Origin of the sequence: Streptomyces sp. NPDC085944, from assembly GCF_040686295.1 — a bacterium.
In the GTDB taxonomy this organism is placed as follows: Bacteria; Actinomycetota; Actinomycetes; order Streptomycetales; family Streptomycetaceae; genus Streptomyces; species Streptomyces salinarius.
On sequence record NZ_JBFBJX010000034.1, the window covers coordinates 1 to 25,908 of the forward strand.

Sequence of the window (25,908 nt, forward strand, 5' to 3'; positions counted from 1 at the left end):
GCTTCGCCAGGACGCAATAGCCGGCCGATCCCCGCGACCGGCAGTCCTGCCCCAACCTCACCGGGAAACGGACATCAGATCACGAACCGCCCTCTGAGAGCGTCGCGGCGGTACTGGACCTCGCCGGAGGGGAGCCGGTGTGCGTGCGACGCCGGCGCTTCGCCCTGGACGGCAAGCCCGTCCTGCTGGCGACGAGCTATCTGCCCGCCGCCCTGGTCGCCGGGTCCGCGATCACCCAGGAGGACACCGGGGAGGGCGGGACGTACGCCCGGCTCGCCGAACTTGGCTACAAACCGGTGCACTTCCGCGAAGAGATCCGCTCCCGGATGCCGTCGAGTGAAGAGGCGGCCCAGTTGAGCATGTCCGCGGGCACCCCGGTCATCCTCGTCTGCCGCACAGCGTTCACGGACGAGGGTCGCGCCGTCGAGGTCAACGAAATGACGCTGGATGCCGCCTCATACATCCTGGAGTACGACTTCGACGCGTGAGGCGGGAACGGCGGCTCGGAGAGGATGCAGAAGGTAGCCGAGCGTGATTCGCTGGTATACGCAACTGCACACTCACGATGCGAGGACGGATCACATGAGTGCAAGCGGAGAAGCGCGCGCCCGACTCCAGCAGATGCGCGACAAGGCGCAGGAGTTGCAGGCCGCCTCGGAGCGGGCCAGTGACCCGGACGAGCGGAAGAGGCTTCAGGAGAAGGCCCGCAGGCTGCAGAGCCAGAGCGAAGAGGAAAGCATGGAGCGGGGCGGGGACATCTATCCCCCGGCGTGAGTCCGGTGGGCTAGGTTCTGGAGTCATGACTACCGGGACGGCTTCGCGCCACGCACGGATTGGTGACCCGGTGCCTCTCTGAGCGCCGTAGGGGCCGGTGTCGGCCCGCTGTTGGGACGAGGATCCCGCGCCGCCGCGCGGGCGCCGCCTCCGTCGTGTTGAGCACAGGATCGATACATCAATCGATGCATCAACCACGACAGGAGACTCATGCTCACCAAGACCCTGCAGATCCCCACCGCGGACGGACAGGCCGACGCGTTCGTCGCCCTTCCCGAGGGGGAGGGGCGGCACCCAGGGGTGCTGATGTACGCGGACGGCTTCGGGATCCGGCCCGTGCTGCGCGATATGGCCCGCGAACTGGCGGGGCACGGCTACTACGTACTCGTCCCCAACTTCTTCTACCGACACGGCCCGGCACCGGTGATCGAGCTTCCCGAGTACATCGGAGAAGAGGACCGGGTCGCGATCGTCCCCCAGTTGATGCGCCTGATCGAGGCGCACACCGCAGAGCGCGTCCTGCGGGACGCACACGCCTTTCTCGACTTCCTCACCGCTCAGCCCGAGGTCGGCGCCGGGCCGGTCGCGGTGACCGGCTACTGCATCGGCGGCCTCCTGGCGACGCGCACGGTCGTGGCCCATCCGGGCCGGGTGGCCGCCCTCGCCGCGTTCCATGCCCCCGTGGCAGCCGACGGGCTCGACAGCCTCGCCAGGCTCGCCGCCGAGGTTCATTTCGGCCACGCCGAGAGCGACTTGACGTCCGAGGCCCTCGGCGAGCTCAACCAGGCCCTGGATGCGGCAGGCGTCGGCTACACCTCCGAGATCTACCCCGGCACCGTCCACGGCTTCACCATGTCCGACACCGACGCCTTCGACGCCGCCGCGCTGCGGCGCCACTGGGAACGCCTGCTGCCCCTTCTCGGCCGCGCCCTGGAGCGCGGTGGGGAACCCGGTCACCCGCCTCGTTGACGGGTGCGCGGTCGGCTCTGGCAGGTCATCCGTTGGCCATCGACGAAGCCCGACCGTCGGTTGGGTCCCGGACGATTCTCCGGGCCGCCCCCAGACAGGCCGGGGATGCAACCATTCCTTACAGAGCTGGAACCCCCGGAAGCCGACCGCGCGCTCACGAGCCTAAAGGCCGGCACTGACAACGGGCGGTTGGATGAGTGCCGTTCAGCGGCGCTGCGCCCGGTGGCGGGCGCGTCGGGGCCGTGGTCCGTGCGGAGTCGCTGTCAGCGGGAGGGATTCCGGCGTCCCGGTCTCGTCGGTCAGGGAGCCGGGTCGGACGGCTTCACGATCGCGCGCAGTGCCGCCAGGTGGCCCTGGTACGCGGCTCGGCCCCGCCGGGTCAGGCGGAGCCACACGCGCTGGCGGGTGTCGCGGACGGCCTTGCGCTGTGCGACGTAGCCGGCGTCCATCAGGACCGTGACGTGCTTGCTCAATGCTGAGGCGGAGAGGCCGAGTTGGTTCTGGACCAGGGCGAATTCCGCCTCCCCGGCGCCTTCCAGCAGGGCGCAGACGCGCAGGCGGTGCGGGGCGTGGATGGTGGTGTCGAAGCCGTCCAGCGGGTCGCCGCCCCCGCCGCTCACGCGGTCCTCCGGTGCAGGCGGACGAAGGCGAGGTGGAAGCCGACGGACACGGCCGCGCCGAGCAGTGAGGTGGCGATCAGCCAGGCCGGCCGGCCCGTGACGCCGAAGGCGTACGGCCCCCCGACCAGGAGGAGCGGGAGGCCGATCATGAGCGGCAGGGTCGCCCGCTTCGGCAGGACGTCCAGCCGCAGCGCCACGCCGGTCTTGTCGCGCCACGCCTTCGTCGCGACGGAGAGCAGCGCCGCGTAGAGCGCGGTGATCGCCAGGAGGGTGGCCATCCAGGCGGGGTGCGGCAGCAGCCAGTCGTCGTCGGTCATGACGCCGCCGAGGACGATCGGAAGTACGGCGACGTAGAGCGTCAGCGTGACGAAGAACCAGGTCGGCCATGGCGTGGCCGTCAGTGCCGTGGCGGACGCCCGGACGCGCTCGGTGTCGGCCAGGGCGGCGCGGGCCTGCTCCGGCGTGAGGGGCACCCCGTTGGTTTCCATGTCGGAAACAGTAGCAGTCTGTTTCCGACATGGAAAGTGGTGGGTTTCCGGCTTGGCAAGTGGATGGTTCGCGGTGCTGCGGAACTCAGTTCGCCGTCGGCGGCGCCTCGGAGCCGGCCCCGGCCTCGACCGCGTATCCGGGTACGGACGGCCACCGCACCGTCAGCACCACGGACTCCTCCTCCGCGTACCAGGAGTGGTCGACGCCCCTGCCCCACACGACGTAGTCGCCCTGTTCGGCGAGGACGACGCTGCGGCCGGGGAACTCCACCCGGAAACGGCCGCTGACGAGGACCTGCAGGGCGGTGCGTTGCTCGCCGGTGACCCAGTGGGCGCGCTCGTCGCCCTTCGGGTGGACGCCCCACTTGATCTCCACGTCCTCGCTGTGCCGCGGGCCGGAGGCGTCCTTGAAATGCCCCAGTAGCCATCCCCGGTCCAGCGCCGCGTCCTCGCCCGCGTTGCCCACGTACACGTCGTCCGTCATGGTCCCGGAAGCTAGCACTCCGCCGCGTGGGGTCTGCGTGCGGAATCGGCGCCTTCGCAGGAGGACTGAGAAAACCGGCTCGTCAGGCCGGTTCCACTGGCAGCCACAGTTCCGTCGTCGCCGTCGTGAAGTCGTCCGCGCGGTCCAGCACGGAGACGATCGACGGGCCCCGGCGCAGGCGCCACGGGTTGGACGGGAACCACTCGGACGCGGTGGCCGCCCAGGTGCTCTGGAGGGCGTCCGGATAGGGACCCGAGCTGCGGAAGACCGCCCACGTGCCGGCCGGTACCTCGATGGCGTCGAGGTCGTCGGGCGCCGGGGTGTCGGCGGAGACGGCCACGCCGTGGAGGTAGGTCAGCTCCGTGCCCTCCGGGCTGTCCTGGGCCACGTCGCCGGTGACCTGGAGCAGGCCCGCCGGGTCCGTGTCGCCGAGGGACTTCAGGCGGGCGTGGGCCTCCTGGGGGAGGGCGGCGATGTGCTGCTGGATATGCGGGTTGACGCCTTCGTGGATGAGCGGGACGCGGGTCGCGTGGCCGATCAGACGGAAGGCGGGGCGGTCGGTGAAGCGGGTGTCCATGGGGGTGCTCCCTTCGACGGTCAGGCGGAACCTGAGCTGCGGCTGGGTCCGAAGGGGGCCGCCGTCGCGGCGTACGTCGCGCGGAGCGGCGCCGTGGACCGACCGGAACGCGCGTCCGAACGCCTCCGTCGAGCCGTAGCCGTACCGGACGGCGACGGTCAGCAGGTCGTCCCCGCCCCGTACGACGTCGGCGGCGGCCACCGTCATGCGGCGCCGGCGGACGTACTCCGACAGCGGCATGCCCGCCAGCGACGAGAACATCCGGCGCAGGTGGTACTCGGTCGTGCCGAGGCTCGCGGCCAGCGCGGGGACGTCCGGTTCCTCGCCGAGGTGGCCCTCGACCAGGTCGACCAGGTGGTTCAGTGCCGAGATCACGCGACACCTCCCTTCGGCATCCACCGTGGCAGGGGGGGACACCTGCGGCGCCCGATCGCCGCGGTCCGGTTCGGTTCGGTGGGTCCGGGGGTCCGGTCGGTTCGGTCAGGCGGGCGCCGGCACCGGGGGCTGGTCCGGCCAGGTGAAGGCGTATGCGGGGGCACCGCCACGGGCCAGGCGTACGTAGCGGAGCAGCTCGCGGACGATTCCCGCGTTGCCCATCGCCCACCCGAGCCGGGGTTCGAGATCGCCGGGGGTGGACCGGAAGTCGACGTTGGACCAGCGGGCGCCCTCGCGGTCGCGGGTCGCCCGGTTGGTCAGGTCCGTGACCAGGACGTCGGCGAAGTCGAAGGCGTCCCGCTGCTCGGCGATCCGGTCGCAGGCCAGGGCCAGGACGCCCGCGGTGCCGCAGCAGCGGCCGTTGTTGTCCCAGAATCCGGGTCGCAGTCGCCGGGGGAGGCCGCAGTGGGTGACCGTGTGCCAGCAGCGGTCGGCCAGGGCGGTCCAGGCGGGGTCGGACGTGACGTCGCGCAGGGTGCGGAAGAGCTGAGCGTCGCCGGAGGGGCCGTGGCACCAGCCGTAGCTGACCGGGTCGATCAGGTCCGGGAGGAACTGCGGGGTGGAGTGCGGAACCAGGAAGCCGTCGGGGCCGGCGGTGTCGCGTGACACGACGTCGGCCGTCGCGGCCAGCGCCAGGTCGAGCAGATCCTCGCGGCCGGTGGCGCCGCCGACGCGGGCGAGGGCCAGGGCGATGCCGAGGGTGCCGTGCGAGACGTGGTGCAGGCGGGAGGCGACGCCGGTGCGGTGCGGCCAGTGGACGCCGTGCGCGGTCTGCTCCGCCGTACGCAGGTACGGCTCCACGGCCAGGACGGCCAGGTCCGGGTCGCCGGCCAGGAGGGCGCCCAGGCCGATGCCCGCGTTGCCGCCCATCAGCTCGAAGAGGTCGCCCCAGCGTGTGCCGTCGAAGCGGGAGCGGACCAGGCGCAGGGCGCGGTCGGCGGCCTCGCCCGACGCCGGGTCGCCCAGCTCGGCGTGGACCGCCCGCAGGACCAGGGCGAGTCCCGTGCGGCCGAAGTAGAGGGAGTCGTCCTCCAGGTCGTCGACGTGGGCGGCCAGGGCACGGGCCGCGCGCAGGGCGGTGTCGGCGTACGCGTCGTCGCCGAAGTGCCGCCACGCCTCCAGGAGCACGGGGACGTTGCCCGCCGTGCCGTCGTAGAGCATCGGCTCGACGGCGTCCTCCGAGGGCCTGGTCGGCCAGGCGAGGCCGCCGCCGGGGGTCTCCCGCGCCGCCCCCGTCAGCCAGCGCAGTCCGTCCACCGCGATGTCCTCGACTTCGTCGAGCGCCCCGACCTCTGCCCCTGGTGCCGTCATGGTGCCACTCTCGCATCCGCGTCCGCCCACAAGCCGGAGCGGGCCGTAGCGGCGGGGGAGGGGGCAGAGTCAGTGCGCCGCCGTCAGGTGGCCGCGGTTGCCCCGGCGCCCGCGCAGGGCCCGCCACACCGCCCCCAGGGCCAGCGACTGGACCAGGGCCGAGAGCACGATGCCGCCGACGAAAAACCACGCCGGGGCGTCGCCGCCCCAGCCCGCCTCCCCGAGCCAGGCCACGAAGCCGAAGGCCGGGAAGGTGAACAGGGCCGGCCAGACCCAGACGAGCGACGCGTCGGGACCGCTCGCGAACAGGGGCTGTGCCGCGGCGACCGCCATCGCACCGCCGACCACGGTGAGGTACACGGCCGAGACGCGGTTGGCGAGGGCGAGGCGGACGACGGTGCGCATGCGGTCGCTCCGGCGGGTCCGGGCGTTGTTCGGACGGGTGCTGTTCATGGGATCCGGGCTCCCGGGGTGGTGGTCGTGATCGTGCTCCCGGATCCAGGGTCGGCCGGGAGCCCGCCCCGGGCCTGAGTACCCGTACTCAAGTCCGGGGTGACGCGGTACCCGCCCGCGGGAGGCCTGCCCGGCCTATACCGACAGGGGGACTTCGTGGATCTCGTCCGCCTTGTGGCCCGCGCGTTCGTGCACACGCTGGACCGCCTCGGCCGACGGTCCCTCGGAGAGGCAGTAGATGGTGCCGGAGGCCGGGTCCGCCCACGCCTGTTCGAAGTGGACGTTCTCGTCCTTCTCCACGGCCAGGTCGGCCTGGTGGGCCTGGTGCAGCTGGTCCGAGGTGATGCCGTGCATCCCGCGGTGTACGTCCATGAAGTGAGCCATGGCGCCTCGCACCCCCTTCAGGGTCCTTCTTCCAGGGTGCGCCCGTATGACGGCCGGGGCGACCCCGGCCGCCATACCGCGGTCCACCGGTACGGCGTACGGGTGGACCGCTACCGCGTCAGCCGCACTGGCAGGGGCTGCCCGACTGGCAGCCGCAGCCGCAGCCCGAGCCGCAGCCGCACGCGGCGATCAGCGGGAGGCTGCGGATCTCGGTGGGCTGCTCGGTGGGGCGTTCCTGTGCGGGGTCGGGCTTCGTGCTGGGGGAATCGGCCATGGTTCCTCCTGGAAGCGGGTGCGTGGATCTCTGGGTCCCTGGATCCCTGCGACTACTGGCTCTCGGGTCCATTGCACGCCCTCAGCGGCCGTCGCATCAACGGCGCACGGGAGCGAACGCGCGCCCCCGGTCCGCTCCCGCGCGGCCTCGGCTCAGGCCCCCTCGACCTGCGTCGCCGGCTGGATGTCCGCCTGGAGGTCGTCCGCGTGCTCGCCGGTGACCAGGTAGACCACCCGCTTGGCGACCGAGACCGCGTGGTCGGCGAAGCGCTCGTAGTAGCGGCCCAGCAGGGTGACGTCGACGGCCGTCTCGATGCCGTGCTTCCAGCGGTCGTCCATCAGGTGCTGGAAGAGGGTGCGGTGCAGGAGGTCCATCGCGTCGTCGTCCTGCTCCAGCTGGAGCGCCAGGTCGACGTCCTTGGTGATGATCACCTCGGCCGCCTTCGCCATCAGCCGCTGCGCGAGCTGGCCCATCTCCAGGATGGTCGCGTGCAGGTCGTGCGGCACCGCGCGCTCCGGGTAGCGCAGCCGGGCCAGCTTGGCCACGTGCTGGGCCAGGTCGCCCGAGCGCTCCAGGTCGGCGGACATCCGCAGCGAGGTGACGACGATGCGCAGGTCCGTCGCCACCGGCTGCTGGCGGGCCAGCAGGGTTATCGCCCGCGCCTCCAGCTCGTGCTGGAGGTCGTCGACCTTCTGGTCCGCCTCGATGACGGCCTCGGCCAGCTTCAGGTCGGAGTCCAGGATCGCGGTCGTGGCGCGTCCGATGGCCGACCCGACCAGCCGGGCCATCTCCACCAGACCGTCACCGATCGAATCAAGTTCCTCGTGGTACGCGTCCCGCATCAGGATTCCCTCTCGTACGTCCGTTTAAGGGGCTCGAAGAGCGGCCACGCGCCCCTCGCCGTGCCCCCACGCTTACACGTTCCGGCCTGTACGCGTCCGTTTCCGGCACCCCAAATGAACCATCCCTGGCTCCAAGGTGAACTCTGGGCGACGAGTGTTCGAGGTCGCACTCGGATGGCTGGGGTCCGGACGTACGCCGTGCCTAACCTGGAGACATGGACGTGAACGCGGCGGTCGCCGCAGCGGCAGCGATCGCCGGAGTGCTCACCGGTGTCATCGCCATGCTGGCGTTCCGCTGGAGCGAGCGGGAGCAGAAGCGCCCCACGCGCACCTCGCTCCACACCGACCCCGTGCTGCCGCCCGGCGTCGACACCGTCCTGTCCGTACTGCGCTCCTCCGCGGTCGTCCTCGACGAGGCCGACGCCGTGGTCAAGGCCAGCTCGGCGGCGTACGCCCTCGGCCTGGTCCGGGGCGGCAGGCTCGCCGTCGAGCCGATGCTGCAGATGGCCAGGGACACCCGGCGGGACGGGGAGATACGGCAGGTCGAGCTGGACCTGCCCCGGCGCGGGAACGGGCGGGGGGAGGCCCTCGCCGTCTCCGCACGCGTCGCACCCCTCGGGTCGCGGCTGGTGCTGCTGCTGGTGGAGGACCTCACCGAGGCCCGCCGCATCGAGGCCGTACGGCGCGACTTCGTCGCCAACGTGAGTCATGAGCTGAAGACGCCGGTGGGGGCGCTGTCGCTGCTGTCCGAGGCCGTGATGGACGCCGCCGACGACCCGGAGGCCGTGGAGCGGTTCGCCGGGCGGATGCAGATCGAGGCGACCCGGCTCACGAACCTGGTGCAGGAGCTCATCGACCTCTCCCGGGTGCAGAACGACGACCCCCTCGACGACGCCGAGCCCGTCCGGGTGGACGAGCTGGTCGCCGAGGCCATCGACCGCTGCCGGCACGCCGCCGGTACGAAGCAGATCACCATGGCCGCCGGAGGCGCGGCGGATCTGCACGTGCGCGGCAACCGCGGCCAGCTCGCCGCCGCCCTCGGCAACCTCGTCGAGAACGCCGTCAACTACTCGCCGGCCCGCACCCGCGTCGGCATCGCCGCCCGCCGCGTCGCCGCCACCGGCGGCGACCTGATCGAGATCGCCGTGACCGACCAGGGCATCGGCATCTCGGAGAAGGACAAGGAGCGCGTCTTCGAGCGCTTCTACCGCGTCGACCCGGCCCGCTCCCGGGCCACCGGAGGCACCGGCCTGGGTCTCGCGATCGTCAAGCACGTGGTCGCCTCGCACGGCGGGGAGGTCACGGTGTGGAGCGCCGAAGGCCAGGGCTCCACCTTCACCCTGCGGCTGCCGGAGGCGGGCCCCGCCCGCGACCGCGCGCGGCAGCGGTCGGAGCGCGCCGGGCTCAGTGACGAGCCCGAGCGGTCGTCCTCATCCCCCCATGGCCCGCGTTCCTCGCATTCCCCCCATACATCCCCGTACGAAACGTTTCCCGCCCCGGAGGTCCTTCCGTGACCCGTGTGCTCGTCGTCGAGGACGAGGAGTCCTTCTCCGACGCCCTGTCGTACATGCTCCGCAAGGAGGGCTTCGAGGTCGCCGTCGCGACCACCGGCCCCGACGGACTCGACGAGTTCGAGCGCAACGGCGCCGACCTCGTGCTCCTCGACCTGATGCTGCCCGGCCTGCCGGGCACCGAGGTCTGCCGCCAGCTGCGCGGCCGCTCGAACGTCCCCGTGATCATGGTGACGGCCAAGGACAGTGAGATCGACAAGGTCGTCGGGCTGGAGATAGGGGCCGACGACTACGTCACCAAGCCTTTCTCCTCCCGCGAGCTGGTCGCCCGCATCCGTGCCGTACTGCGCCGGCGCGGCGAGCCGGAGGAGGTCGCCCCGGCCGCCCTGGAGGCCGGTCCCGTCCGCATGGACGTGGACCGGCACGTGGTGACCGTCGGCGGCACCAAGATCGACCTGCCGCTCAAGGAGTTCGACCTGCTGGAGATGCTGCTGCGCAACGCCGGCCGCGTGCTGACGCGCATGCAGCTGATCGACCGGGTGTGGGGCGCCGACTACGTCGGTGACACCAAGACCCTCGACGTCCACGTCAAGCGGCTGCGCGCCAAGATAGAGCCCGACCCGGGCGCGCCGCGGTACCTGGTGACGGTGCGCGGGCTGGGGTACAAGTTCGAGCCGTAGGCCGGCCCACGGGCCGGTGGACGTGACGAAGGGCGGGACCTCACGGAGAGGTCCCGCCCTTCGGGCGTACGTGTCGGGCGTACGTGCGTGCCGGGTACGGCGCTCAGTGGCCGGCTTCGGCGTCCGAGCCGGTGCCGTTCTCCTGGGAGGTGCCGTCGGCCGAGGCGCCGTCGGCCGGGGCACCGGCCTCGCCGGCCTCGCCGGAGGGCGCACCGGCGGACTCGCCGGCCGAGGGGGCGCCCGAGGACTCGCCGTCGGCAGGCTCGCCCGAGGCGTCGGCGGAGGCCGTGTCGGAGGGCGTCGCGCCCGGCGCGGACGGGACGTCGCTCGGGCCCCACTCGGTGAAGTAGCTCTCGGCGGGAACGACGAGGGCGCGCAGGCCCACCTCGCCGGTCTTGCTGAAGGTGAAGGTGATCTTCTGCGCGTTGCCGTCCTGGAGCGCCTCGCGGCTGCTGGGCAGCACGGCGGCGGCGTTGCCCTCGCCGCCGAGGATCAGGCGGCCGCCGGCCGGGACGACCAGGTCGCCCTTCTCGCCCTCGGCGGGCTTCAGCTCGGCGGACTTGCCGGTGCCCGGGACGGTGACGGACTCGAGGGTCTGGTCCGTCCGGCCGTTGTTGAACAGGGTGACGGCGACCACGGCCGGGCCGGTCGACTCCAGATCGGGCTGCGTGATGACGACCGCGTTCTGCACGTCGATGTCGCCGACGGTCGTCGCAGCGTGGTCCGGCTTGATCTCCAGCGTCTGGGCGTTGTGACCGGCACCGCACGCGGCGAGCGAGGCGATCGAGAACGCGATGGCGGCGGCGGCGAGGGCACCGCGTCGAAGGCTGCTGCTCACGGCGGCGGCAACTCCTTGGACTCGAGCGTGGTGGCGGCAACGGATAAAGCCGCCCTAAGTGGCTGTCAGCGGCCTTAGGCTACCGAGCCGTTCTCGGGCCGCCGCACCCGACCCTCCCCGAAGACGCCCGGCTTCGCCCGGCAGGCGGTAGGACGCGGGCGCGGTGCGGGCGGGGCGACGGGGGCGGTCGGGGGCGTTCCGTCCCTCGTTTCGGCGGCTCGTACTCGTCCGGCATTCAGCTATGAAGCCTCCGCCATACCGGTCGCGGATCGGTGCGCGAAATTTCCGTGAAGGAATGCGCGGACGGCCAGGAAATTGATCACAGGGGAGCCCGGGCGGGGCACCTCGTGATCAATTCCGGATTCGTCCGGAACCCCGCCACGGCCACCGAACGGAGTAGCGGAAGTCGCACGCATGGAACCGGACATATCGGGATTTTCGGGCGCGCGGTGAGGGCTTCGGGAGCGTGTGACGTGCGTGTTTCGGGTGGCCGGAACAGCCGCTCCGACCTGCGAATACTTTCTTCCGCTCGCCGGGCGCAGCACGTTCCTGTTGCTGTTGTCAAGCCCCGAGATATGCCCTGACCTGCGAAAACGCCATTCAGAAGACGCCGTTTCCGTGTTACCCTGGATAGCCACGGAAGGGGTACCTGTCACATGACGTTCAAGGTTGGCGACACCGTGGTCTATCCCCATCACGGGGCCGCGCTGATCGAGGCTATCGAAACTCGCCAGATCAAAGGCGTGGACAAGACCTACTTGGTGCTGAAGGTCGCCCAGGGCGACCTGACGGTACGTGTGCCAGCGGACAATGCGGAGTTCGTCGGCGTGCGTGATGTGGTCGGTCAGGACGGGCTGGACCGGGTCTTCGAGGTGCTGCGCGCGCCGTACGCCGAGGAGCCCACGAACTGGTCGCGTCGTTACAAGGCAAACCTGGAGAAGCTCGCCTCCGGCGACGTCATCAAGGTCGCGGAAGTCGTGCGCGATCTGTGGCGGCGTGAGCGCGAGCGCGGACTCTCCGCAGGTGAGAAGCGCATGCTCGCCAAGGCCCGCCAGATCCTGGTGAGCGAGCTGGCCCTCGCGGAGAACACCAACGAGGACAAGGCGGAGGCCCTGCTCGACGAGGTGCTCGCCTCCTGATCCGACGGTCCTGATCCGACCGGATCCGAGGTGAGGCGCAGACCGTCAGCCACTCGGTTCAGCGCACTGAAATGCCGCGGTGCCCGATGACATCCTTGCTGTCGCCGGGCGCTGCGGCATGTTCGTACCCGGGTACCCGGACACGGTTCGCGGTATCCGGACGTCCATGATCCTCGTACGCTCGTCCCGGGAGGCTCTCCCGGATCCTGGCGTGCCGGGCCCGGGCTGCTGGCTCGACCAGGGTCACGGAAGGGTCCGGTCAAGGCGTCGCGCCCGGCACGGTGAGGCCATACCCAAGTAGGTCGAGCACACAAACCTGACAGGAACCGATGTCTGACGAATCGCGTCCCTCGCCCACCCCGCAGGCCGCCGGTACCCGTACGAACACACCGACCGCAGCCGTGATTCCGGCCGCGGGCCGGGGCGTACGGCTCGGCCCGGGCGCCCCCAAAGCCCTGCGCGCGCTGGGCGGCACGCCCATGCTGATCCACGCGGTCCGCGCGATGGCCGCCTCCCGCGCGGTCTCCCTCGTCGTGGTCGTCGCACCGCCCGACGGCGCGGCCGAGGTGAAGAACCTCCTCGACACGCACGCGCTCCCCGAGTGGACGGACTTCCTCGTGGTGCCCGGCGGCGAGACCCGGCAGGAGTCCGTGCGGCTCGGCCTGGACGCACTGCCGCCCGAGTACGACATCGTCCTCGTGCACGACGCGGCCCGGCCGCTCGTGCCGGTGGACACGGTGGACGCCGTGATCGAGGCCGTACGGGAGGGCGCGCCCGCCGTGGTGCCGGCCGTGCCGCTCGCCGACACCGTCAAGCAGGTCGAGCCCGCTGCGGCGCCCGGCGAGCCGGAGCCCGTGGTGGCGACGCCCGAGCGGGCGCGGCTGCGCGCGGTGCAGACCCCGCAGGGCTTCGACCGCGCCACGCTGGTGCGGGCCCACGGGACGGTGACCGACGACGTCACCGACGACGCGAGCATGGTCGAGCAGCTGGGGCTCACCGTGGTGGTGGTGCCCGGGCACGAGGAGGCGTTCAAGGTGACGCGTCCGCTCGACCTGGTGCTCGCGGAGGCGGTACTGGCGCGCAGGAGGCTGAACGATGGGTTCTGAGGCATCTGAGGCATCTGAGGCATCTGAGGCATCTGAGGCATCTGAGAGGTCTGAGGCGGACGTGCAGGTGCTGCTGCCCCAGGTCGGGATCGGTACGGACATCCACGCCTTCGAGGACGGGCGCGAGCTGTGGTGCGCCGGGTTGAAGTGGGAGGGCGAGGGGCCCGGGCTCGCCGGGCACTCCGACGCGGACGTCGTCGCGCACGCGGCGTGCAACGCGTTGTTCTCTGCGGCGGGGCTCGGTGACCTCGGGCAGCACTTCGGCACCGGGCGGCCGGAATGGTCCGGGGCGTCCGGGGTGACGCTGCTGACGGAGGCGGCGCGGATCGTGCGGGAGGCGGGGTTCCGGATCGGGAACGTCGCGGTGCAGGTGGTCGGGGCGCGCCCGAAGATCGGCAAGCGGCGGGAAGAGGCGCAGGGGGTGCTTTCCGCGGCGGTGGAGGCGCCGGTGTCCGTGTCGGGGGCGACGACGGACGGGCTGGGGTTTCCCGGGAGGGGGGAGGGGTTGATGGCGGTGGCCACGGCGTTGGTCGTGCGGGTGGCCTAGACGGCGGGTGGCGCGCCCCGTTGCCCTGCCGTGCGGGGGCTCCGCCCCGCGCCCCGCCAGGGGCTCCGCCCCTGGATCCCGCCTGTGGCCACCCGCCACCCGACTCGGTCGGACAAGAGGGCGCCCCTCGGCGAGAGCGCGGCCCGCGCCTTCCGACTCGGTCCCGCAACAACGCGGCACGTGTGCCCTGGGCACTGCCCAAGGCCTACTACCCTGGACTCGTGACTATTCGCCTGTACGACACCAGCGCCCGGCAGATCCGTGACTTCGCCCCCCTCACGCCGGGCTGTGTCTCGATCTACCTGTGCGGTGCCACCGTGCAGGCCGCCCCGCACATCGGGCACGTCCGGTCCGGGCTGAACTTCGACATCATGCGCCGCTGGTTCGCGTACCGCGGCTACGACGTCACGTTCGTCCGCAACGTCACCGACATCGACGACAAGATCATCAAGAAGGCGGCCGAGCAGAACCGCCCCTGGTGGTCCATCGGGTACGAGAACGAGCGCGCGTTCAACGACGCCTACGCCGCCCTCGGCTGCCTGCCGCCCACCTACGAGCCGCGCGCCACCGGCCACATCACCGAGATGGTCGAGATGATGCGCGGCCTCATCGAGCGCGGGCACGCCTACGAGGCCGACGGCAACGTCTACTTCGACGTGCGGTCCCTGCCGGGCTATCTGTCGCTGTCCAACCAGGACCTCGACGACCTGCGCCAGCCCTCCGACGAGGGCGAGACCGGCAAGCGGGACCCGCGCGACTTCGCCATGTGGAAGGCGGCCAAGCCCGGGGAGCCGAGCTGGGAGACGCCGTGGGGACGCGGCCGGCCCGGCTGGCACCTGGAGTGCTCCGCGATGGCGCACAAGTACCTGGGCGAGGAGTTCGACGTCCACGGGGGCGGGATCGACCTGATCTTCCCGCACCACGAGAACGAGATCGCCCAGGCCAAGGGCTTCGGCGACGCCTTCGCCCGGTACTGGGTGCACAACGCCTGGGTCACCATGAGCGGCGAGAAGATGTCCAAGTCGCTCGGCAACAGCGTGCTCGTCGGCGAGATGGTCAAGCACTGGCGGCCGGTCGTGCTGCGGTACTACCTCGGCACCCCGCACTACCGCTCCACCATCGAGTACAGCGAGGAGTCCCTGCGCGAGGCCGAGTCGGCGTACGCGCGCATCGAGGGCTTCGTGCAGCGGGTGACGGAGCTGGCCGGCCACGCCGTCGAGCCCGCCGCCGAGGTGCCGCCCGCGTTCGCCGAGGCGATGGACGACGACCTGGGCGTCCCGCAGGCGCTCGCGATCGTCCACACCACCGTCCGGCAGGGCAACAGCGCGCTGGCCGCCGACGACAAGGAGGCGGCCGTCGGCCGCCTCGCCGAGGTGCGGGCCATGCTCGGCGTGCTCGGGCTCGACCCGCTGGACGCGCAGTGGGCGGGGGAGCAGGAGCAGGGCGAGGACCTGCGGCACGTCGTCGACAGCCTCGTACGGCTCGTGCTCGACCAGCGCGAGTCCGCGCGGGCACGCAAGGACTGGGCCACGGCCGACGCCATCCGCGACCAGCTGGGACAGTCCGGACTGGTCATCGAGGACAGCCCGCAGGGTCCCCGCTGGAGCCTCGGCTCCCGCTGACCCGAGTCCGCAGTCACAGATCGACTCGTAGATCGATTGTGCCGCCCGGCCCTCCGGGCGGCACACTGCATAAGACGCACGTACGACGCACACCCCCCGAAGACACCGAGAGCGGAGACAGGTAACTCATGGCCGCGAACAACCGCCGCATGTCCGGCAAGAAGGGCGCGCAGGTCGGCAGCGGTGGCAAGCGACGCCGTGGCCTGGAAGGCAAGGGGCCGACGCCCCCCGCCGAGATGCGCAAGGGGCACGCCAAGCAGCGCGCCGCCAACGCCAAGGCGCGCCGCGCCACGGGCCGCCCGCAGCAGCGGCGCGGCGGCGGCCGGTCGACGTCCGAGCTGGTCGTCGGCCGCAACCCGGTCTACGAGGCGCTGCGCGAGGGCGTGCCCGCCTCCACGCTCTACGTCCAGCAGTTCATCGACAACGACGAGCGGGTGCGCGAGGCCCTCCAGCTCGCCGCCGACCGCGGTGGGATCAACCTCATGGAGGCGCCGCGTCCCGAGCTGGACCGGATGACCAACGGGCTGAACCACCAGGGGCTCGTGCTCCAGGTGCCGCCGTACGAGTACGCGCACCCCGAGGACCTGGTCGCCGCCGCCCACGACGAGGGCGCGGACCCGCTGATCGTCGCCCTCGACGGCGTGACCGACCCGCGCAACCTCGGCGCGGTCGTCCGTTCCGTCTCCGCCTTCGGCGGCCACGGCGTCGTCGTGCCCGAGCGGCGCGCGGCCGGCATGACGGCGGGCGCGTGGAAGACGTCCGCCGGCACGGCCGCCCGTACGCCGGTGGCCCGCGCCACCAACCTCACCCGGGCGCTGGAGCAGTACCAGAAGGCCGGCGTCACGGTCGTCGGCCTCGCCGCCGACGGCGAGGCCGAACTCGGCGACCTGGAGGCCCTGGACGGCCCGGTCGTCATCGTCGTCGGCAGCGAGGGCAAGGGGCTTTCGCGGCTCGTCGGCGAGACGTGCGACTTCCGGGTGCGGATTCCGATGCCGGGCGGCGCCGAGTCCCTCAACGCCGGTGTGGCGGCGGGGATCGTGCTGTACGAGGCGGCGCGTCGGCGGGGCTGACTCGGGCGCGGGGCGCTGTCCACCGGTCGGAGGCCGGCGCGGCCGTGCGAAGCCGCGCAGCGTGCGAGTGCGGCAGAGGGAGGGGGCGCCGGTGTGGCGGTGGGGAGCGTGCTGTACGAGGCGGCTCGTCGGCGGGGCTGACCCCGGCACGGCGATGTCGCGGGACAAGCGTTCGCCGTATAGCTCGAACGGGGTGTTCGAGGCTGTCCGGACATGCTTGACGCGGTCCGGACAGATCGGGGCGGTCAAGGCAGTGTCCTAACGACACATCACTCGGTTAGATGAGTGTGGACACCAGAACACCCCGCACTCCCACGGGGGACCGCTCGTCGGGATACGACGACGCTCCCGCGCTGAGCATGGTGAAGGTGCCGAGCGATCCGGCCCAGGTCATCGTCAACCACGCGAGTTTCCGCGTGCAGTTCGGTGCCTCCGCCCGGCGGACCCAGTCCCCGCGGATCGCTCGGCACCTGAGCGCCACCCAGGACACCGCCCGCATGCCCCCCGCCCCGGCCGCGGGCCGCCGCCGCGCCGTCGTGTGGAGCGGGCGCTCCGACCCGGACGACACCGGCGCCCACCGGCTGCTCCAGGCGGTGCGCGCGGGAGCCGGTCACCACGCCGACGCCCCGGCCGCCGACGCCGGAGCCACTCAGGTCATCCCCCGGGTCGGCCTCGACGGCGACCCCCTCGACTACGACGACGGCCCCGCCACCGAACCGCTCGAGGCCCCCCTCGTCGGCGCCCAGCGCGGCCCGGTCCCCGACGGCACCCGGCTGCTGCCCGCCATGCGCACCGTCGGCAGCGCCTACGACGAACCCGCCTACGACAGCCTGGACTTCGGGACCGGACCCGACGGGCACGGCCCCGACGGCTACGCCGACTACGACGACCCGGAGCAGGGCGAGCCCCGCAGCAGGCGCCGCACCGACGACCCGGCGCGCCACGCCTACTTCCCCGGCCGCCGCATGAACCTCGGCGTCGTCCTGCTGCCCCTGCGGGTCTTCCTCGGCTTCATCTCCATCTACGCCGGCATGGGCAAGCTCTGCGACCCCGTCTACTTCGACGGCGGCGAACGCGGCTCCATGGTCAAGTGGCTCAACACCCTGCACCCCTGGGACGTCGCCGAGCCGCTGCGCCAGTTCGCCCTCGCCCACCCCGTGGGCGCCGGGCTGGTCATCGCCTTCCTCCAGGTGCTGGTGGGCGTCCTGACCGTCCTCGGCTGCTGGCAGCGCGTGGCCGCCGTCATCGGCGCAGGCCTGTCCGCCGCGCTCCTCGTCACCGTCAGCTGGAAGAGCGTCCCGGCCTACGACGCGCCCGACATCATCTACCTCGCCGCCTGGTCCCCGCTGATCATCGCCGGGGCACCCGTCTACTCCGTGGACGGCAGGCTCGCGAGCAGCGCCTGGCGCCGGCTCGGCCCCCACTCCGACATCTGGGACCTGCGCCGCTACGTCCTGCGCCGCGGCGCCCTGATCACCTTCCTCGTCGCCGGGATCACCCTCCTGGTCGGCTCCGTCCTCGGCGGCGCCGTCCGGGACGCCGACCGCGTGGTCGTCCCCGGGCCCGGCGAGGCCCCGCGCAACGAACTGCCCGGCTCGCCGCTCCCGCAGGAGCCCGGCACGCGGAAGCCCGAGACCTCGTCGCCGGAGGCCTCCGCCTCGCCCACCCGGGGCGCCACCGGCGGGGCGTCGAGCCCCGCGAAGGACGGCACGAGCACGCCGGGAGCGACCCGCGACAGCAGCGGCACCGCCACCGGCGGCGGCACGCCCAGCCAGACCCAGGGCACGACGGGCCAGGCCCCGCCCCGGCAGTCCTCCCCGGCCGGCCAGGCGCCGAGCACCACGGCGGGACCGACGTCCGGCGGCACCTCGACCGGCGGCAGCGGCGGAGGCGGCTCCACCGGCGGCACCGGCAGCGGTGACGGCGGCGGCTCGTCGTCCACCGGCGAGCCCGGCGGACGCCTCGTGGGCGGCCTCCTGGGCTGACCGGCGTCAGGTCACCCGCACCACGGCAGCAGGGCCCCGCACAGCGCGTGCGGGGCCCTGCTGCCGTGCCGCCTCTGTATGTGTACGGCGCTCAGCGGCCGCTCAGGGCCGCCAGCTCGCCGGCCGCCTCGGTCAGGTCCTTCGCGGTGTCGATCGCGCGCCAGTAGGAGCCCTGCGGGATCGGGAAGCCGGCCAGGCGGCGTTCGCGGGCCAGCCGGGGGAAGGTGGTGCGCTCGTGGTCGCCGCGCTCCGGGAGCATGGCGGCGAACTCCGGCGAGAAGACGTAGACGCCCGCGTTGATCTCGAACGTCGACGGCGGCGCCTCGATGAAGTCGGTGATGTGGCCGAAGCCGTCCGTCTGCACGGCGCCCCACGGCAGCCGCGGACGCGCCAGGGCGAGGGTCGCGACGGCGTCCCGCTCGGCGTGGAAGTCGGCCATGTCGCGCAGCGAGAAACGGGTCCAGATGTCGCCGTTGGTGGCGTACCAGGGCCGGTCGGGGTGCGGGAGGTGGGCGGCGGCGTACTTGAGGCCGCCGCCGCGGCCCAGCGGCTCGGTCTCCACGACGGTCGTGACGGAGAGCGGCAGATCGGCGCTCTCCAGCCACTTCTGCAGGACTTCGGCGAGGTGGCCGCAGGAGACCACGACGTCCGTCACGCCTTCCTCGGCGAGCCAGGCGAGCTGATGGCCGATGATCGGCGTCCCGGTGCCCGGGATCTCGACCATCGGCTTGGGCCGGTCGTCGGTGTAGGGGCGCAGCCGGGAACCCTGCCCGCCGGCCAGGACGACGGCTTGAACGGGGCGACGGGACGCGGCGTTCGGATCGGTCATGCCCGAACTGTACGCGGCGCCCCGGCGGCCCCCGCAGGGCACTCAGCCGTGCGCGGCCAGGACGCCCGAGGCGAAGGCGGTGTCGCAGACGGGGCGGGCGTACGACTGGGCGCGCGTCGGGCCGTACACCTTCACCGCGGCGCGGCCCAGCGCGCGGGCGATGGTCGCGCAGTGGTCGGCCAGCGAGGGGCGCTCGTTCACCGCCTGCTGGAGGTGGGTCAGCGCGACGCCCGGATCCTCCTCCTGCAGTTCGGTCAGCAGCCGGTCGCGCAGCACCTCGTGCGGGGCGCGGGCGGTGCGGGCGGAGGAGGCCTTGGACGACGACGCCTCGGACGCTGCGAGCACCGAGTCCGAGGGATCCGCGGACCAGTCGACGCGGGTGACCGCGAGAGTCCCGGAGAGCACCAGGACGACGGGCAGGACGAAGGCGAGAGAGCGGCCGATCCGGCGGGCGGGGCCCCGGCCGCGTCGCGTCTGTCGGGTGGTGGAGTGCTTCACGGAGTGCTTCACGCGAGTGAGGGTAGCGCCCGGTAATGATTTGGCGACATTTAGTCACCCTATCGGGGGATGAACGACGGGCGTGAAGCGGATAGGGGGTTGACGAACACCGGTCGAAATGTCGGGGGTGCCGGGGTATTTGTCGACAACGGGAAGAGCCCCGCAGCAGGCCGCGGGGCTCTTTTCGTCAACGCGGGTGAAATCACCCGGTCGCGTGGTTTCTCAGTCGGTGAGGCGCTCGCCCGTGGAGGACGAGAACACGTGCGTCTCGCCCGGACGCGGCACCACGTGGACGGTCGTGCCCTTCTCCGGCACCGCACGGCTGCTGACGCGGACCACGAGGTCCTTCGTCTCGCCGCCGACCTCGACCGTGCCGTAGATGTAGCCGTCGGCGCCGGTCTCCTCCACGACGTTGACCGAGACCGCGAGACCGGCCGGGGCGTCCGTCGAGTCCTTCGACAGGGTCTTGGAGACGCCGCCGTTCAGCTCCACCACGTCGAAGTGCTCCGGACGCACACCGACGGTGACCGAGCGGTCGCCCTTGTCGGCGGCGGCCTTCAGGGCGTCGCGGTTGACCGGGACGACGCTGTTGCCGAACTTCACGCCGCCGTCGGTGATCGGCACCTCGACCAGGTTCATGGCCGGGGAGCCGATGAAGCCGGCGACGAAGAGGTTCGCGGGCTTGTCGTACATGTTCCGCGGGGTGTCGACCTGCTGGAGCAGACCGTCCTTGAGGACCGCCACGCGGTCGCCCATCGTCATGGCCTCGACCTGGTCGTGGGTGACGTAGACGGTGGTGATGCCCAGGCGGCGCTGGAGCGAGGCGATCTGCGTACGGGTGGAGACGCGGAGCTTGGCGTCCAGGTTGGACAGCGGCTCGTCCATGAGGAACACCTGCGGCTCACGCACGATCGCGCGGCCCATCGCCACACGCTGACGCTGACCGCCGGAGAGCGCCTTCGGCTTGCGGTCCAGGTACTCGGTGAGGTCGAGGATCTTCGCGGCCTCCTCGACCTTCTGCCGGATCTCCGCCTTGTTGACACCGGCGATCTTCAGGGCGAAGCCCATGTTGTCGGCGACCGACATGTGCGGGTACAGCGCGTAGTTCTGGAACACCATGGCGATGTCCCGGTCCTTCGGCGGCAGGTGCGTCACGTCGCGGTCACCGATGCGGATGGCGCCGCCGTTGACGTCCTCGAGCCCCGCGAGCATGCGGAGCGAGGTGGACTTGCCGCAACCGGAGGGACCGACCAGGACGAGGAACTCGCCGTCCGCGATGTCGATGTCGAGACCGTCGACGGCGGGCTTGGTGGAACCCGGGTACACACGGGTCGCCTTGTCGAACGTAACTGTGGCCATGGTGAATGGGCCCCCTTCTACCGGCAGGAACGTGCCGGACGATCCGTTGTAGGAAGGTGGTGGTGTAGTCCACGCGGGTGAAGCTGAGCAGGACGGTACCCGGCGTTCACCTGATCTGTCAGTAGCCGGGGGTCTGTGAATTTCGCCGAAATTTTCGAATCCCATCGTTCACCGGCTCTGTGTACAGTGGAGCAGCCTGCGCGCGCCCGCCGCGCGCGTGCCTCCTTAGCTCAGCTGGTCAGAGCGCCGCTCTTGTAAAGCGAAGGTCGTCGGTTCGAATCCGACAGGGGGCTTTGCAGCGACAGGGCAACGCCCCCGCGATCTCGGATCGCGGGGGCGTTGTCGGTGGTGCCGGTTACTTGCCCTCCGGGAGCGGTTCCGCCTCGCAGACCGTGCCGGGGGCGGGGAGCCTGCCGTCGAGCAGGTACGCGTTGACGGCGTTCCGGACGCGGTGGATATCGCGCGTGCTGTGGGCGTGGCCTCAGCCTCTGGCGGCCGGGCGGGGGACGCATGGTGCGGCGTCCGTTCGGGTGGGAGGGGGGCCGTCTACGGGTGGGTGCGGGGCCCCGCCGGTTTCGTCGTGGGTGGCGGGGCCCCGGCCCGGATCAGGAGGAGCGGTTGGCGCTGGAGGGGCCGAAGAACTCGATCTCGGCGATCGCGACCTGTTTGTCGGCGGACGCCGCGTGGGCGGACTCGATGGTGAAGCGGACCTTGGTGACCTCACCGACGCGGAACGGGCGTCGCTGACCGCCGGCGCCCTGGTCGAGGGTGAGGTCGCGGGTCTTGACCGAGCCGTCCTTCATGGTGATCGTCGCCTTGACGCGGTGCGGCAGGGCCGACTCCTGCAGTTTGTTGGCGCGGGAGGAGACACCGGGGGTGATGATCACGTCGAGCAGACGGGTCGGCTCGGTGAAGGTGGCCTCGACCCACTCGCCCTGGCCGGACTGCGAGATGCCCGGGCCCCACCAGGTGTTGCTGAGCTTGTCGATGAGGAGTTTCGGGTCGTGGCCGGGGAAGGAGTGCGAGGCCTTGATCCCGTCCGGGGCGACGGGGGCGCGCTTGGCGAAGTGGTCGCGGGTGTTCTCGATGCCGTCGGGGATGTACATGAAGCCGAGGACGGCCAGGGTGGCCACGACGGCGACCGTGATCCAGGTGCCGATGCGGTCGAAGACGCGGCGCAGACGGGGACGGTCGCCGGCCCAGGGGGTTTCCCGGCGGCGTCCGCCGAAGAGCCGGCGCCACCAGGGGGCGCGCGTGCCGGCCTGGTCGCCGCTCGCGACCAGGGGCATGGCGCAGCGGGCGCAGTAGTGGCGGTCGGGGCGGTTGGGGGTGCAGCACCAGGGGCAGGGCGGGCCGCCCGCGATGTCCGGCTGGTGGCCGGGGGCGCGGACCTGGGGGCGGTCGGCGTCGGGGCGGCCGGGCAGCACGGGGGCGACGGCCGGCGGAGGGGTGGGGGCCGGGGCCTCGGGGTCGGCGACGGGGACGAGGAGGGAACGGGCCCGGTCGGACATCGTGTCGCTGAGGGTCGCCGGGGCGGGGGTCGCCGCGGTGGGCAGCGGGGCGGTGGGGGCCGTCTCGTCGGGCGCGGGGTCGCGGTTCTGGGCGGTGGTGCCCGGCGATCCGGCCTCACCTGCCCGGCCCGCGTCGCCTGCCGTTCCGTCGCCTGCCGTCCCGTCGGCGGTCGGGGTGTCCTCCGGGCCTTCCGTGCGGCGCTGCCGGGGCAGGGTCGGGCCGTCGCCGGTGGCGTTCGGGGCCGGTTCGACGGTGCCGTCGGAAGCCGAACCCGAACCCGAACCCGAACCCGAAGCCGAAGCCGAAGTCGAACCCGATGCGGGTGCTGAGGCGGCAGCGGGTGCCGGTGCCGGTGCGGGTGTCGTGGCCGGGCGGTCGGTGCGGGCCGGGGGTACGCCCGCGCCGGCGAAGGCGTCGAAGGCGGGGCTCTGGTCGGACTTGGCGACCGCGGGCTGGGCGTTGCGGACGGCGCCGGTCTGTTCCCAGCTGAGTACGGCGCCGCACGCGTCGCAGAAGGACTGGCCCGGTTCCGCGCGGGTTCCGCACTCGGCGCAGTTCTGCGTGGTCATCTCTCCGGGGTCCTTTCGGAGGCGGTCACTTCGACCGTGTAGGGCATGTGGGCGGGGCGGGCGGCGGCGACGAGGGCGTCCAGGCGGTGGGTGTCGACCGGTTTCGGGTCGGGCAGCCGGAGGGCGACGTGCAGGTGCGGGCGGGGCCGGCCGGGGAACGGGCCGAGCGGGCGGGCGTTCCACTGGGCGCCGCCGCTCTCGGTGATCTCCGGTTCGACGCCGAAGGCCAGCCGTACGGCTTCGGCGAGCCCCTGCCGGGTGCCGCGCACGCGGTGCAGCCGGGCGGCGGCGGCGACGGCGGCGCGCAGCCGGGCCTCGGGTTCGGTGCCGTCGGTCTCGGCGCCGACCCAGGTGCCGAGCCACTGGGCGAAGTCGGCCGGGGTGAGGGCGGGGTCGAAGTAGGTGTCGAGGCAGTCCAGGACGCTGAGGATGGGGGCGAGGACGTCGTCGAGTCCGCCGACGAAGCGCAGGGCGAGGTCGTCGTCGGCGAAGACGGAGGGCAGCATCGAGGCGATGGGCAGGGAGGAGCCGAGTCCGTCGACGGAGCCTCGCCGGGAGGCGGGGGCGGCCGTCATGCGCCGTCGCCGATCACGCGGACCCGGTGGTCGTAGGAGAAGACCAGGGCGGGGGCTTCGAGGTCGATGCGGTCGGTGGGGTCGCCGCGCTTGCCGGTGAGCGGGTCGGCCGGGTGCAGGACGACCTCGTCGACGAGTTCGACGCCGGGCACGCGCTGGAGGACGGCGAAGACCTCGCCGGCCTGCACGGGGCGTCCGAAGGGCCAGCCCCTGCCGTCGGCGCCGCCGGTGAGCGGGTCGAGGTGGCGGTAGAGGGCGTCGTGGGTCTGGCGGCGTACGCGGTCGGCGTCGACGTCGCGGAAGGCGTGGACGGTGGCGACGACGGTGACGCCCTGGTAGTAGGGCGGTCCGACGGAGAGGCGGGTGCCGATCAGACGGCGTTCGTCGAGATGGCGGGTGATGCGGCCGAGGAGGGCGTCGCCGGGGACGAGTTGTTCGAAGCGGAGGCGGCCACCGGGGTCGGGGACGGCCTGGGGGACGACGAGGACGCGGACGGCGTGGGCGCCGTATTCGTTCTCCTCGCCCTCCAGGCAGGTGATGCGGGCGGTCTCGGGGGCGGCGCGGCGGGCGAGCTCCTCGTAGTCGCGCAGGGTGACGGCGCGCTCCTGCGCGCGCAGGGTGATCGGCGCGCGCAGCTTGGCCTCCTCGACGGTCTCGCCGTCGACGCCGCCGCGGGCGGCCTCGCGGTTGACGACCTCGGAGACGTACGGGATCGAGGTGCGCAGCACCTGTACCGCGCCGCGGGCGACGTTGCCGGCCCTGCCCCCGCCGGTGCGGTAGCGGCGGGCGCGGATGACGGCGCCCTTGGGCGGGACGGTGCCGTACTGGCGCAGGGTGCCGTCGGCCTCGCGGACGGCCGGGCCGAAGGCGATCTCGCCGGTGGCGGCGTCGAGGGTGATGTGGTGGTCGTCGGGGCGGGAGCCGGCGAAGTGCGGGACCACCTGCCAGTCCTGCCAGCCGTCGTCGGCGGCGGTCTGGAGCAGGACGGGCGGGTCGTCGGCGACGACGGGGGCGTGTTCCAGCCGGATGCGCTGGCCGGGGAGGCCGGTGGACTCGCCGAGGGCCTCGTCGTACACGGTCTCGGCGTGGACGGTGCCGGTGGTGCCGCCGACGGTGTAGGCCTCGGCGGAGCGGATGGTCGGCGATGCGGTGTAGAACGGCTGGCCGGGCAGGGGGTCGGTGACCCGGCAGCGGATCCAGCCGGCCTCGTGGCCGCCGTTGCGGGACAGCACGTGGCCGCCGGGCACGTGGAGGACGATGTCGCCGGGGCGGTTGAGGCCGCCGGTGCCGTCGCGGTCGACGTCGCAGAGCTGCCAGCCGTCCTCGGTCCACGCCTCCCACACCAGGGGCGGCTGGCGGGGGTCGACACCGACGCCGTCGACGCGGCTGTCGAGTTCGAGGGCGAGCGCGCAGTGCGGGACGGCGTTGGTGAGGCCGATGAGCATGCAGTCGCCGGGGGCGGGGGCCTCGGCGAAGCACATCAGGTCCTTGCCCTCGGCGAGGTCGGTGGTGCGGTCGGTGACGGCTTCGCCGCTGTGCTGCACCACCAGGCGGCCGAGGTCACACGGTACGACGGTGAGGTCGCCGGTGGTGGTGAAGACGACGGCCTCGTCGCGTTCGGTGCGCAGGGTGGCGACCTCGGTGCCCACGGGGACCAGGATGGCGTCCTCCTGCGGCGCGGACAGCCAGAAGGTGACGTCCGTGCGGGCGGCGGACGGCGGGAACAGGGTGATGCCGACCAGGTCGAGGAAGGCCAGGTGGTTCTTCTCCGGCACCCGGTTGAGGCGGTAGACGATCTGGTCGGCCATGTGGGCGACGGTCTCGACGAGGGTGACGCCGGGGTCGGAGACGTTGTGGTCGGTCCACTCCGGGGCGCGCTGCTGGATGTAGCGCTTGGCGTCGTCGACGAACTGCTGGAAGCGGCGGTCGTCGAGGTTCGGGGAGGGCAGGGACATCAGCGATCGCTTTCGGGAGAGCCCGGGAGGCCCGCGGGGCCGGCCCCGCCGTCGGGGAGGTCCGGCTCGTCGTGGGAGGGGATGACGTAGAAGGGGAAGACGAGGCTGCGCGGGTTGTTGGTGCCGCGGATGGAGTAGCGCACGTCGATGTGGAGGACGCTCCGGTCCTCACCGGCGGTGACGTCGACCTCGTGGACCTCGATGCGCGGCTCCCAGCGGTCCAGGCTGGTGTACACCTCGTGCTGGATGCGGCCGGCGGTCTGCTCGTTGACCGGCGCGAAGACGAGATCGTGGATGGCGCAGCCGAACTCGGGACGCATCGGCCGCTCGCCGGGGGCGGTGGCGAGGACGAGCTGCATGGCCTCCTCGATCTCCCGCTCGCCGCTGACGAGGGCGATGCCGCCGGTGGGCCCGATGCGCAGGGGGAACGACCAGCCGGAGCCGACGAACTGTTCGGCCATCAGTGGGCCACCTGCCTTTTCCTTCTCCTGACGGACCCGGG

The 25,908-nt window shown here is 72.3% G+C and carries 27 protein-coding genes, 1 tRNA gene and 1 pseudogene; 12 read left to right on the top strand and 17 right to left on the bottom strand.

Features of this window, described 5'->3' with window-relative positions; all coding sequences use genetic code 11:
* Positions 1-83: 83 nt before the first annotated feature.
* From AB0P07_RS35435 to AB0P07_RS35445, 3 genes and pseudogenes are all read left to right on the top strand, one after another.
* A pseudogene (locus AB0P07_RS35435) lies at positions 84-488 on the top strand (UTRA domain-containing protein); the annotation flags it as partial.
* A gap of 94 nt (positions 489-582) precedes the next feature.
* Positions 583-774, top strand: a complete 192-nt coding sequence (locus AB0P07_RS35440; RefSeq protein ID WP_365558231.1) for a DUF6381 family protein — start codon at positions 583-585, stop codon at positions 772-774.
* A gap of 210 nt (positions 775-984) precedes the next feature.
* On the top strand, positions 985-1,743 hold the full coding sequence (locus AB0P07_RS35445; RefSeq protein ID WP_365558234.1) for a dienelactone hydrolase family protein: 759 nt from the start codon (positions 985-987) through the stop codon (positions 1,741-1,743).
* Between the two features lie 299 nt (positions 1,744-2,042).
* Here AB0P07_RS35445 and AB0P07_RS35450 read toward each other — a convergent pair whose 3' ends face one another.
* From AB0P07_RS35450 to phoU, 9 genes are all read right to left on the bottom strand, one after another.
* A complete protein-coding gene (locus AB0P07_RS35450; RefSeq protein WP_365558237.1) occupies positions 2,043-2,363 on the bottom strand; it encodes a transcriptional regulator in 321 nt (106 codons plus the stop codon).
* Complete coding sequence (locus AB0P07_RS35455; RefSeq protein WP_365558240.1) at positions 2,360-2,851, bottom strand: hypothetical protein; 492 nt, start codon at positions 2,849-2,851, stop codon at positions 2,360-2,362. The genes AB0P07_RS35450 and AB0P07_RS35455 overlap by 4 nt, the downstream gene beginning before the upstream one ends.
* Before the next feature lie 85 nt (positions 2,852-2,936).
* The gene (locus AB0P07_RS35460) at positions 2,937-3,335 is read right to left on the bottom strand and encodes a signal peptidase I (RefSeq protein ID WP_365558242.1); all 399 of its coding nucleotides are present in this window, start codon (positions 3,333-3,335) and stop codon (positions 2,937-2,939) included.
* Positions 3,336-3,417: 82 nt separating this feature from the next.
* Positions 3,418-4,287 (bottom strand): AraC family transcriptional regulator, encoded by an 870-nt coding sequence (locus AB0P07_RS35465; RefSeq protein ID WP_365558245.1) that lies wholly within the window; start codon positions 4,285-4,287, stop codon positions 3,418-3,420.
* A 105-nt stretch (positions 4,288-4,392) separates the two neighbouring features.
* Positions 4,393-5,658, bottom strand: a complete 1,266-nt coding sequence (locus AB0P07_RS35470) for a lanthionine synthetase LanC family protein (RefSeq protein ID WP_365558248.1) — start codon at positions 5,656-5,658, stop codon at positions 4,393-4,395.
* Between the two features lie 69 nt (positions 5,659-5,727).
* Positions 5,728-6,111, bottom strand: coding sequence for a hypothetical protein (locus AB0P07_RS35475; protein WP_365558251.1), 384 nt, complete (start codon positions 6,109-6,111; stop codon positions 5,728-5,730).
* Positions 6,112-6,246: 135 nt separating this feature from the next.
* Positions 6,247-6,495 (bottom strand): SCO4226 family nickel-binding protein, encoded by a 249-nt coding sequence (locus tag AB0P07_RS35480; RefSeq protein WP_030868395.1) that lies wholly within the window; start codon positions 6,493-6,495, stop codon positions 6,247-6,249.
* Between the two features lie 118 nt (positions 6,496-6,613).
* The gene (locus tag AB0P07_RS35485) at positions 6,614-6,769 is read right to left on the bottom strand and encodes a hypothetical protein (protein ID WP_164883312.1); all 156 of its coding nucleotides are present in this window, start codon (positions 6,767-6,769) and stop codon (positions 6,614-6,616) included.
* Positions 6,770-6,921: 152 nt separating this feature from the next.
* On the bottom strand, positions 6,922-7,611 hold the full coding sequence (gene phoU, locus AB0P07_RS35490) for a phosphate signaling complex protein PhoU (RefSeq protein WP_109035183.1): 690 nt from the start codon (positions 7,609-7,611) through the stop codon (positions 6,922-6,924).
* Between the two features lie 215 nt (positions 7,612-7,826).
* On the opposite strand from phoU, the gene AB0P07_RS35495 reads away from it, so the two are divergent.
* Together AB0P07_RS35495 and AB0P07_RS35500 are read left to right on the top strand one after the other, a co-directional pair.
* Positions 7,827-9,125: an ATP-binding protein gene (locus AB0P07_RS35495; RefSeq protein ID WP_365558254.1), complete on the top strand. Its 1,299-nt coding sequence runs from the start codon at positions 7,827-7,829 to the stop codon at positions 9,123-9,125.
* Positions 9,122-9,802 carry a response regulator transcription factor gene (locus tag AB0P07_RS35500; RefSeq protein WP_019326704.1) on the top strand — a complete coding sequence of 227 codons (681 nt, stop codon included), beginning with the start codon at positions 9,122-9,124 and terminating at the stop codon, positions 9,800-9,802. Before AB0P07_RS35495 ends, AB0P07_RS35500 begins: the two co-directional genes overlap by 4 nt.
* A 103-nt stretch (positions 9,803-9,905) precedes the next feature.
* Here the strand turns inward: AB0P07_RS35500 and AB0P07_RS35505 are convergent, their stop codons facing one another.
* Positions 9,906-10,640 (bottom strand): DUF461 domain-containing protein, encoded by a 735-nt coding sequence (locus AB0P07_RS35505; protein WP_365558257.1) that lies wholly within the window; start codon positions 10,638-10,640, stop codon positions 9,906-9,908.
* Between the two features lie 656 nt (positions 10,641-11,296).
* Between AB0P07_RS35505 and AB0P07_RS35510 the strand changes: the two genes are divergently transcribed.
* The 6 genes from AB0P07_RS35510 (at position 11,297) to AB0P07_RS35535 (ending at position 18,109) form a co-directional block, all read left to right on the top strand.
* Complete coding sequence (locus AB0P07_RS35510) at positions 11,297-11,779, top strand: CarD family transcriptional regulator (protein WP_003953493.1); 483 nt, start codon at positions 11,297-11,299, stop codon at positions 11,777-11,779.
* Positions 11,780-12,108: 329 nt separating this feature from the next.
* Positions 12,109-12,885 (top strand): 2-C-methyl-D-erythritol 4-phosphate cytidylyltransferase, encoded by a 777-nt coding sequence (gene ispD, locus AB0P07_RS35515; RefSeq protein ID WP_256109006.1) that lies wholly within the window; start codon positions 12,109-12,111, stop codon positions 12,883-12,885.
* A gap of 67 nt (positions 12,886-12,952) precedes the next feature.
* Complete coding sequence (gene ispF / locus AB0P07_RS35520) at positions 12,953-13,432, top strand: 2-C-methyl-D-erythritol 2,4-cyclodiphosphate synthase (RefSeq protein WP_365558304.1); 480 nt, start codon at positions 12,953-12,955, stop codon at positions 13,430-13,432.
* 221 nt (positions 13,433-13,653) lie between these two features.
* Complete coding sequence (cysS, locus tag AB0P07_RS35525) at positions 13,654-15,054, top strand: cysteine--tRNA ligase (RefSeq protein WP_365558260.1); 1,401 nt, start codon at positions 13,654-13,656, stop codon at positions 15,052-15,054.
* A gap of 128 nt (positions 15,055-15,182) precedes the next feature.
* A complete protein-coding gene (rlmB, locus tag AB0P07_RS35530) occupies positions 15,183-16,124 on the top strand; it encodes a 23S rRNA (guanosine(2251)-2'-O)-methyltransferase RlmB (protein WP_365558263.1) in 942 nt (313 codons plus the stop codon).
* Positions 16,125-16,405: 281 nt separating this feature from the next.
* Positions 16,406-18,109: a DoxX family membrane protein gene (locus AB0P07_RS35535; protein ID WP_365558265.1), complete on the top strand. Its 1,704-nt coding sequence runs from the start codon at positions 16,406-16,408 to the stop codon at positions 18,107-18,109.
* Between the two features lie 91 nt (positions 18,110-18,200).
* Here AB0P07_RS35535 and AB0P07_RS35540 read toward each other — a convergent pair whose 3' ends face one another.
* From AB0P07_RS35540 to msiK, 3 genes are all read right to left on the bottom strand, one after another.
* On the bottom strand, positions 18,201-18,938 hold the full coding sequence (locus AB0P07_RS35540; protein ID WP_365558267.1) for a nucleotidyltransferase family protein: 738 nt from the start codon (positions 18,936-18,938) through the stop codon (positions 18,201-18,203).
* A gap of 42 nt (positions 18,939-18,980) precedes the next feature.
* Positions 18,981-19,436, bottom strand: coding sequence for a hypothetical protein (locus tag AB0P07_RS35545; RefSeq protein WP_365558307.1), 456 nt, complete (start codon positions 19,434-19,436; stop codon positions 18,981-18,983).
* Between the two features lie 222 nt (positions 19,437-19,658).
* The gene (msiK, locus tag AB0P07_RS35550) at positions 19,659-20,795 is read right to left on the bottom strand and encodes a diacetylchitobiose ABC transporter ATP-binding protein MsiK (protein ID WP_365558269.1); all 1,137 of its coding nucleotides are present in this window, start codon (positions 20,793-20,795) and stop codon (positions 19,659-19,661) included.
* Positions 20,796-21,014: 219 nt separating this feature from the next.
* On the opposite strand from msiK, the gene AB0P07_RS35555 reads away from it, so the two are divergent.
* Positions 21,015-21,088 (top strand) — tRNA-Thr (locus AB0P07_RS35555).
* Positions 21,089-21,400: 312 nt separating this feature from the next.
* Here AB0P07_RS35555 and AB0P07_RS35560 read toward each other — a convergent pair.
* From AB0P07_RS35560 to AB0P07_RS35575, 4 genes are read right to left on the bottom strand one after another with little or no spacing between them, the layout of a single operon-like run.
* Positions 21,401-22,876 (bottom strand): zinc ribbon domain-containing protein, encoded by a 1,476-nt coding sequence (locus AB0P07_RS35560; RefSeq protein WP_365558272.1) that lies wholly within the window; start codon positions 22,874-22,876, stop codon positions 21,401-21,403.
* The gene (locus AB0P07_RS35565) at positions 22,873-23,451 is read right to left on the bottom strand and encodes a phage tail protein (protein ID WP_365558273.1); all 579 of its coding nucleotides are present in this window, start codon (positions 23,449-23,451) and stop codon (positions 22,873-22,875) included. The genes AB0P07_RS35560 and AB0P07_RS35565 overlap by 4 nt, the downstream gene beginning before the upstream one ends.
* Positions 23,448-25,406 (bottom strand): putative baseplate assembly protein, encoded by a 1,959-nt coding sequence (locus AB0P07_RS35570; RefSeq protein WP_365558275.1) that lies wholly within the window; start codon positions 25,404-25,406, stop codon positions 23,448-23,450. Before AB0P07_RS35570 ends, AB0P07_RS35565 begins: the two co-directional genes overlap by 4 nt.
* The gene (locus AB0P07_RS35575; protein WP_102927663.1) at positions 25,406-25,867 is read right to left on the bottom strand and encodes a GPW/gp25 family protein; all 462 of its coding nucleotides are present in this window, start codon (positions 25,865-25,867) and stop codon (positions 25,406-25,408) included. The genes AB0P07_RS35570 and AB0P07_RS35575 overlap by 1 nt, the downstream gene beginning before the upstream one ends.
* Positions 25,868-25,908: the final 41 nt, after the last annotated feature.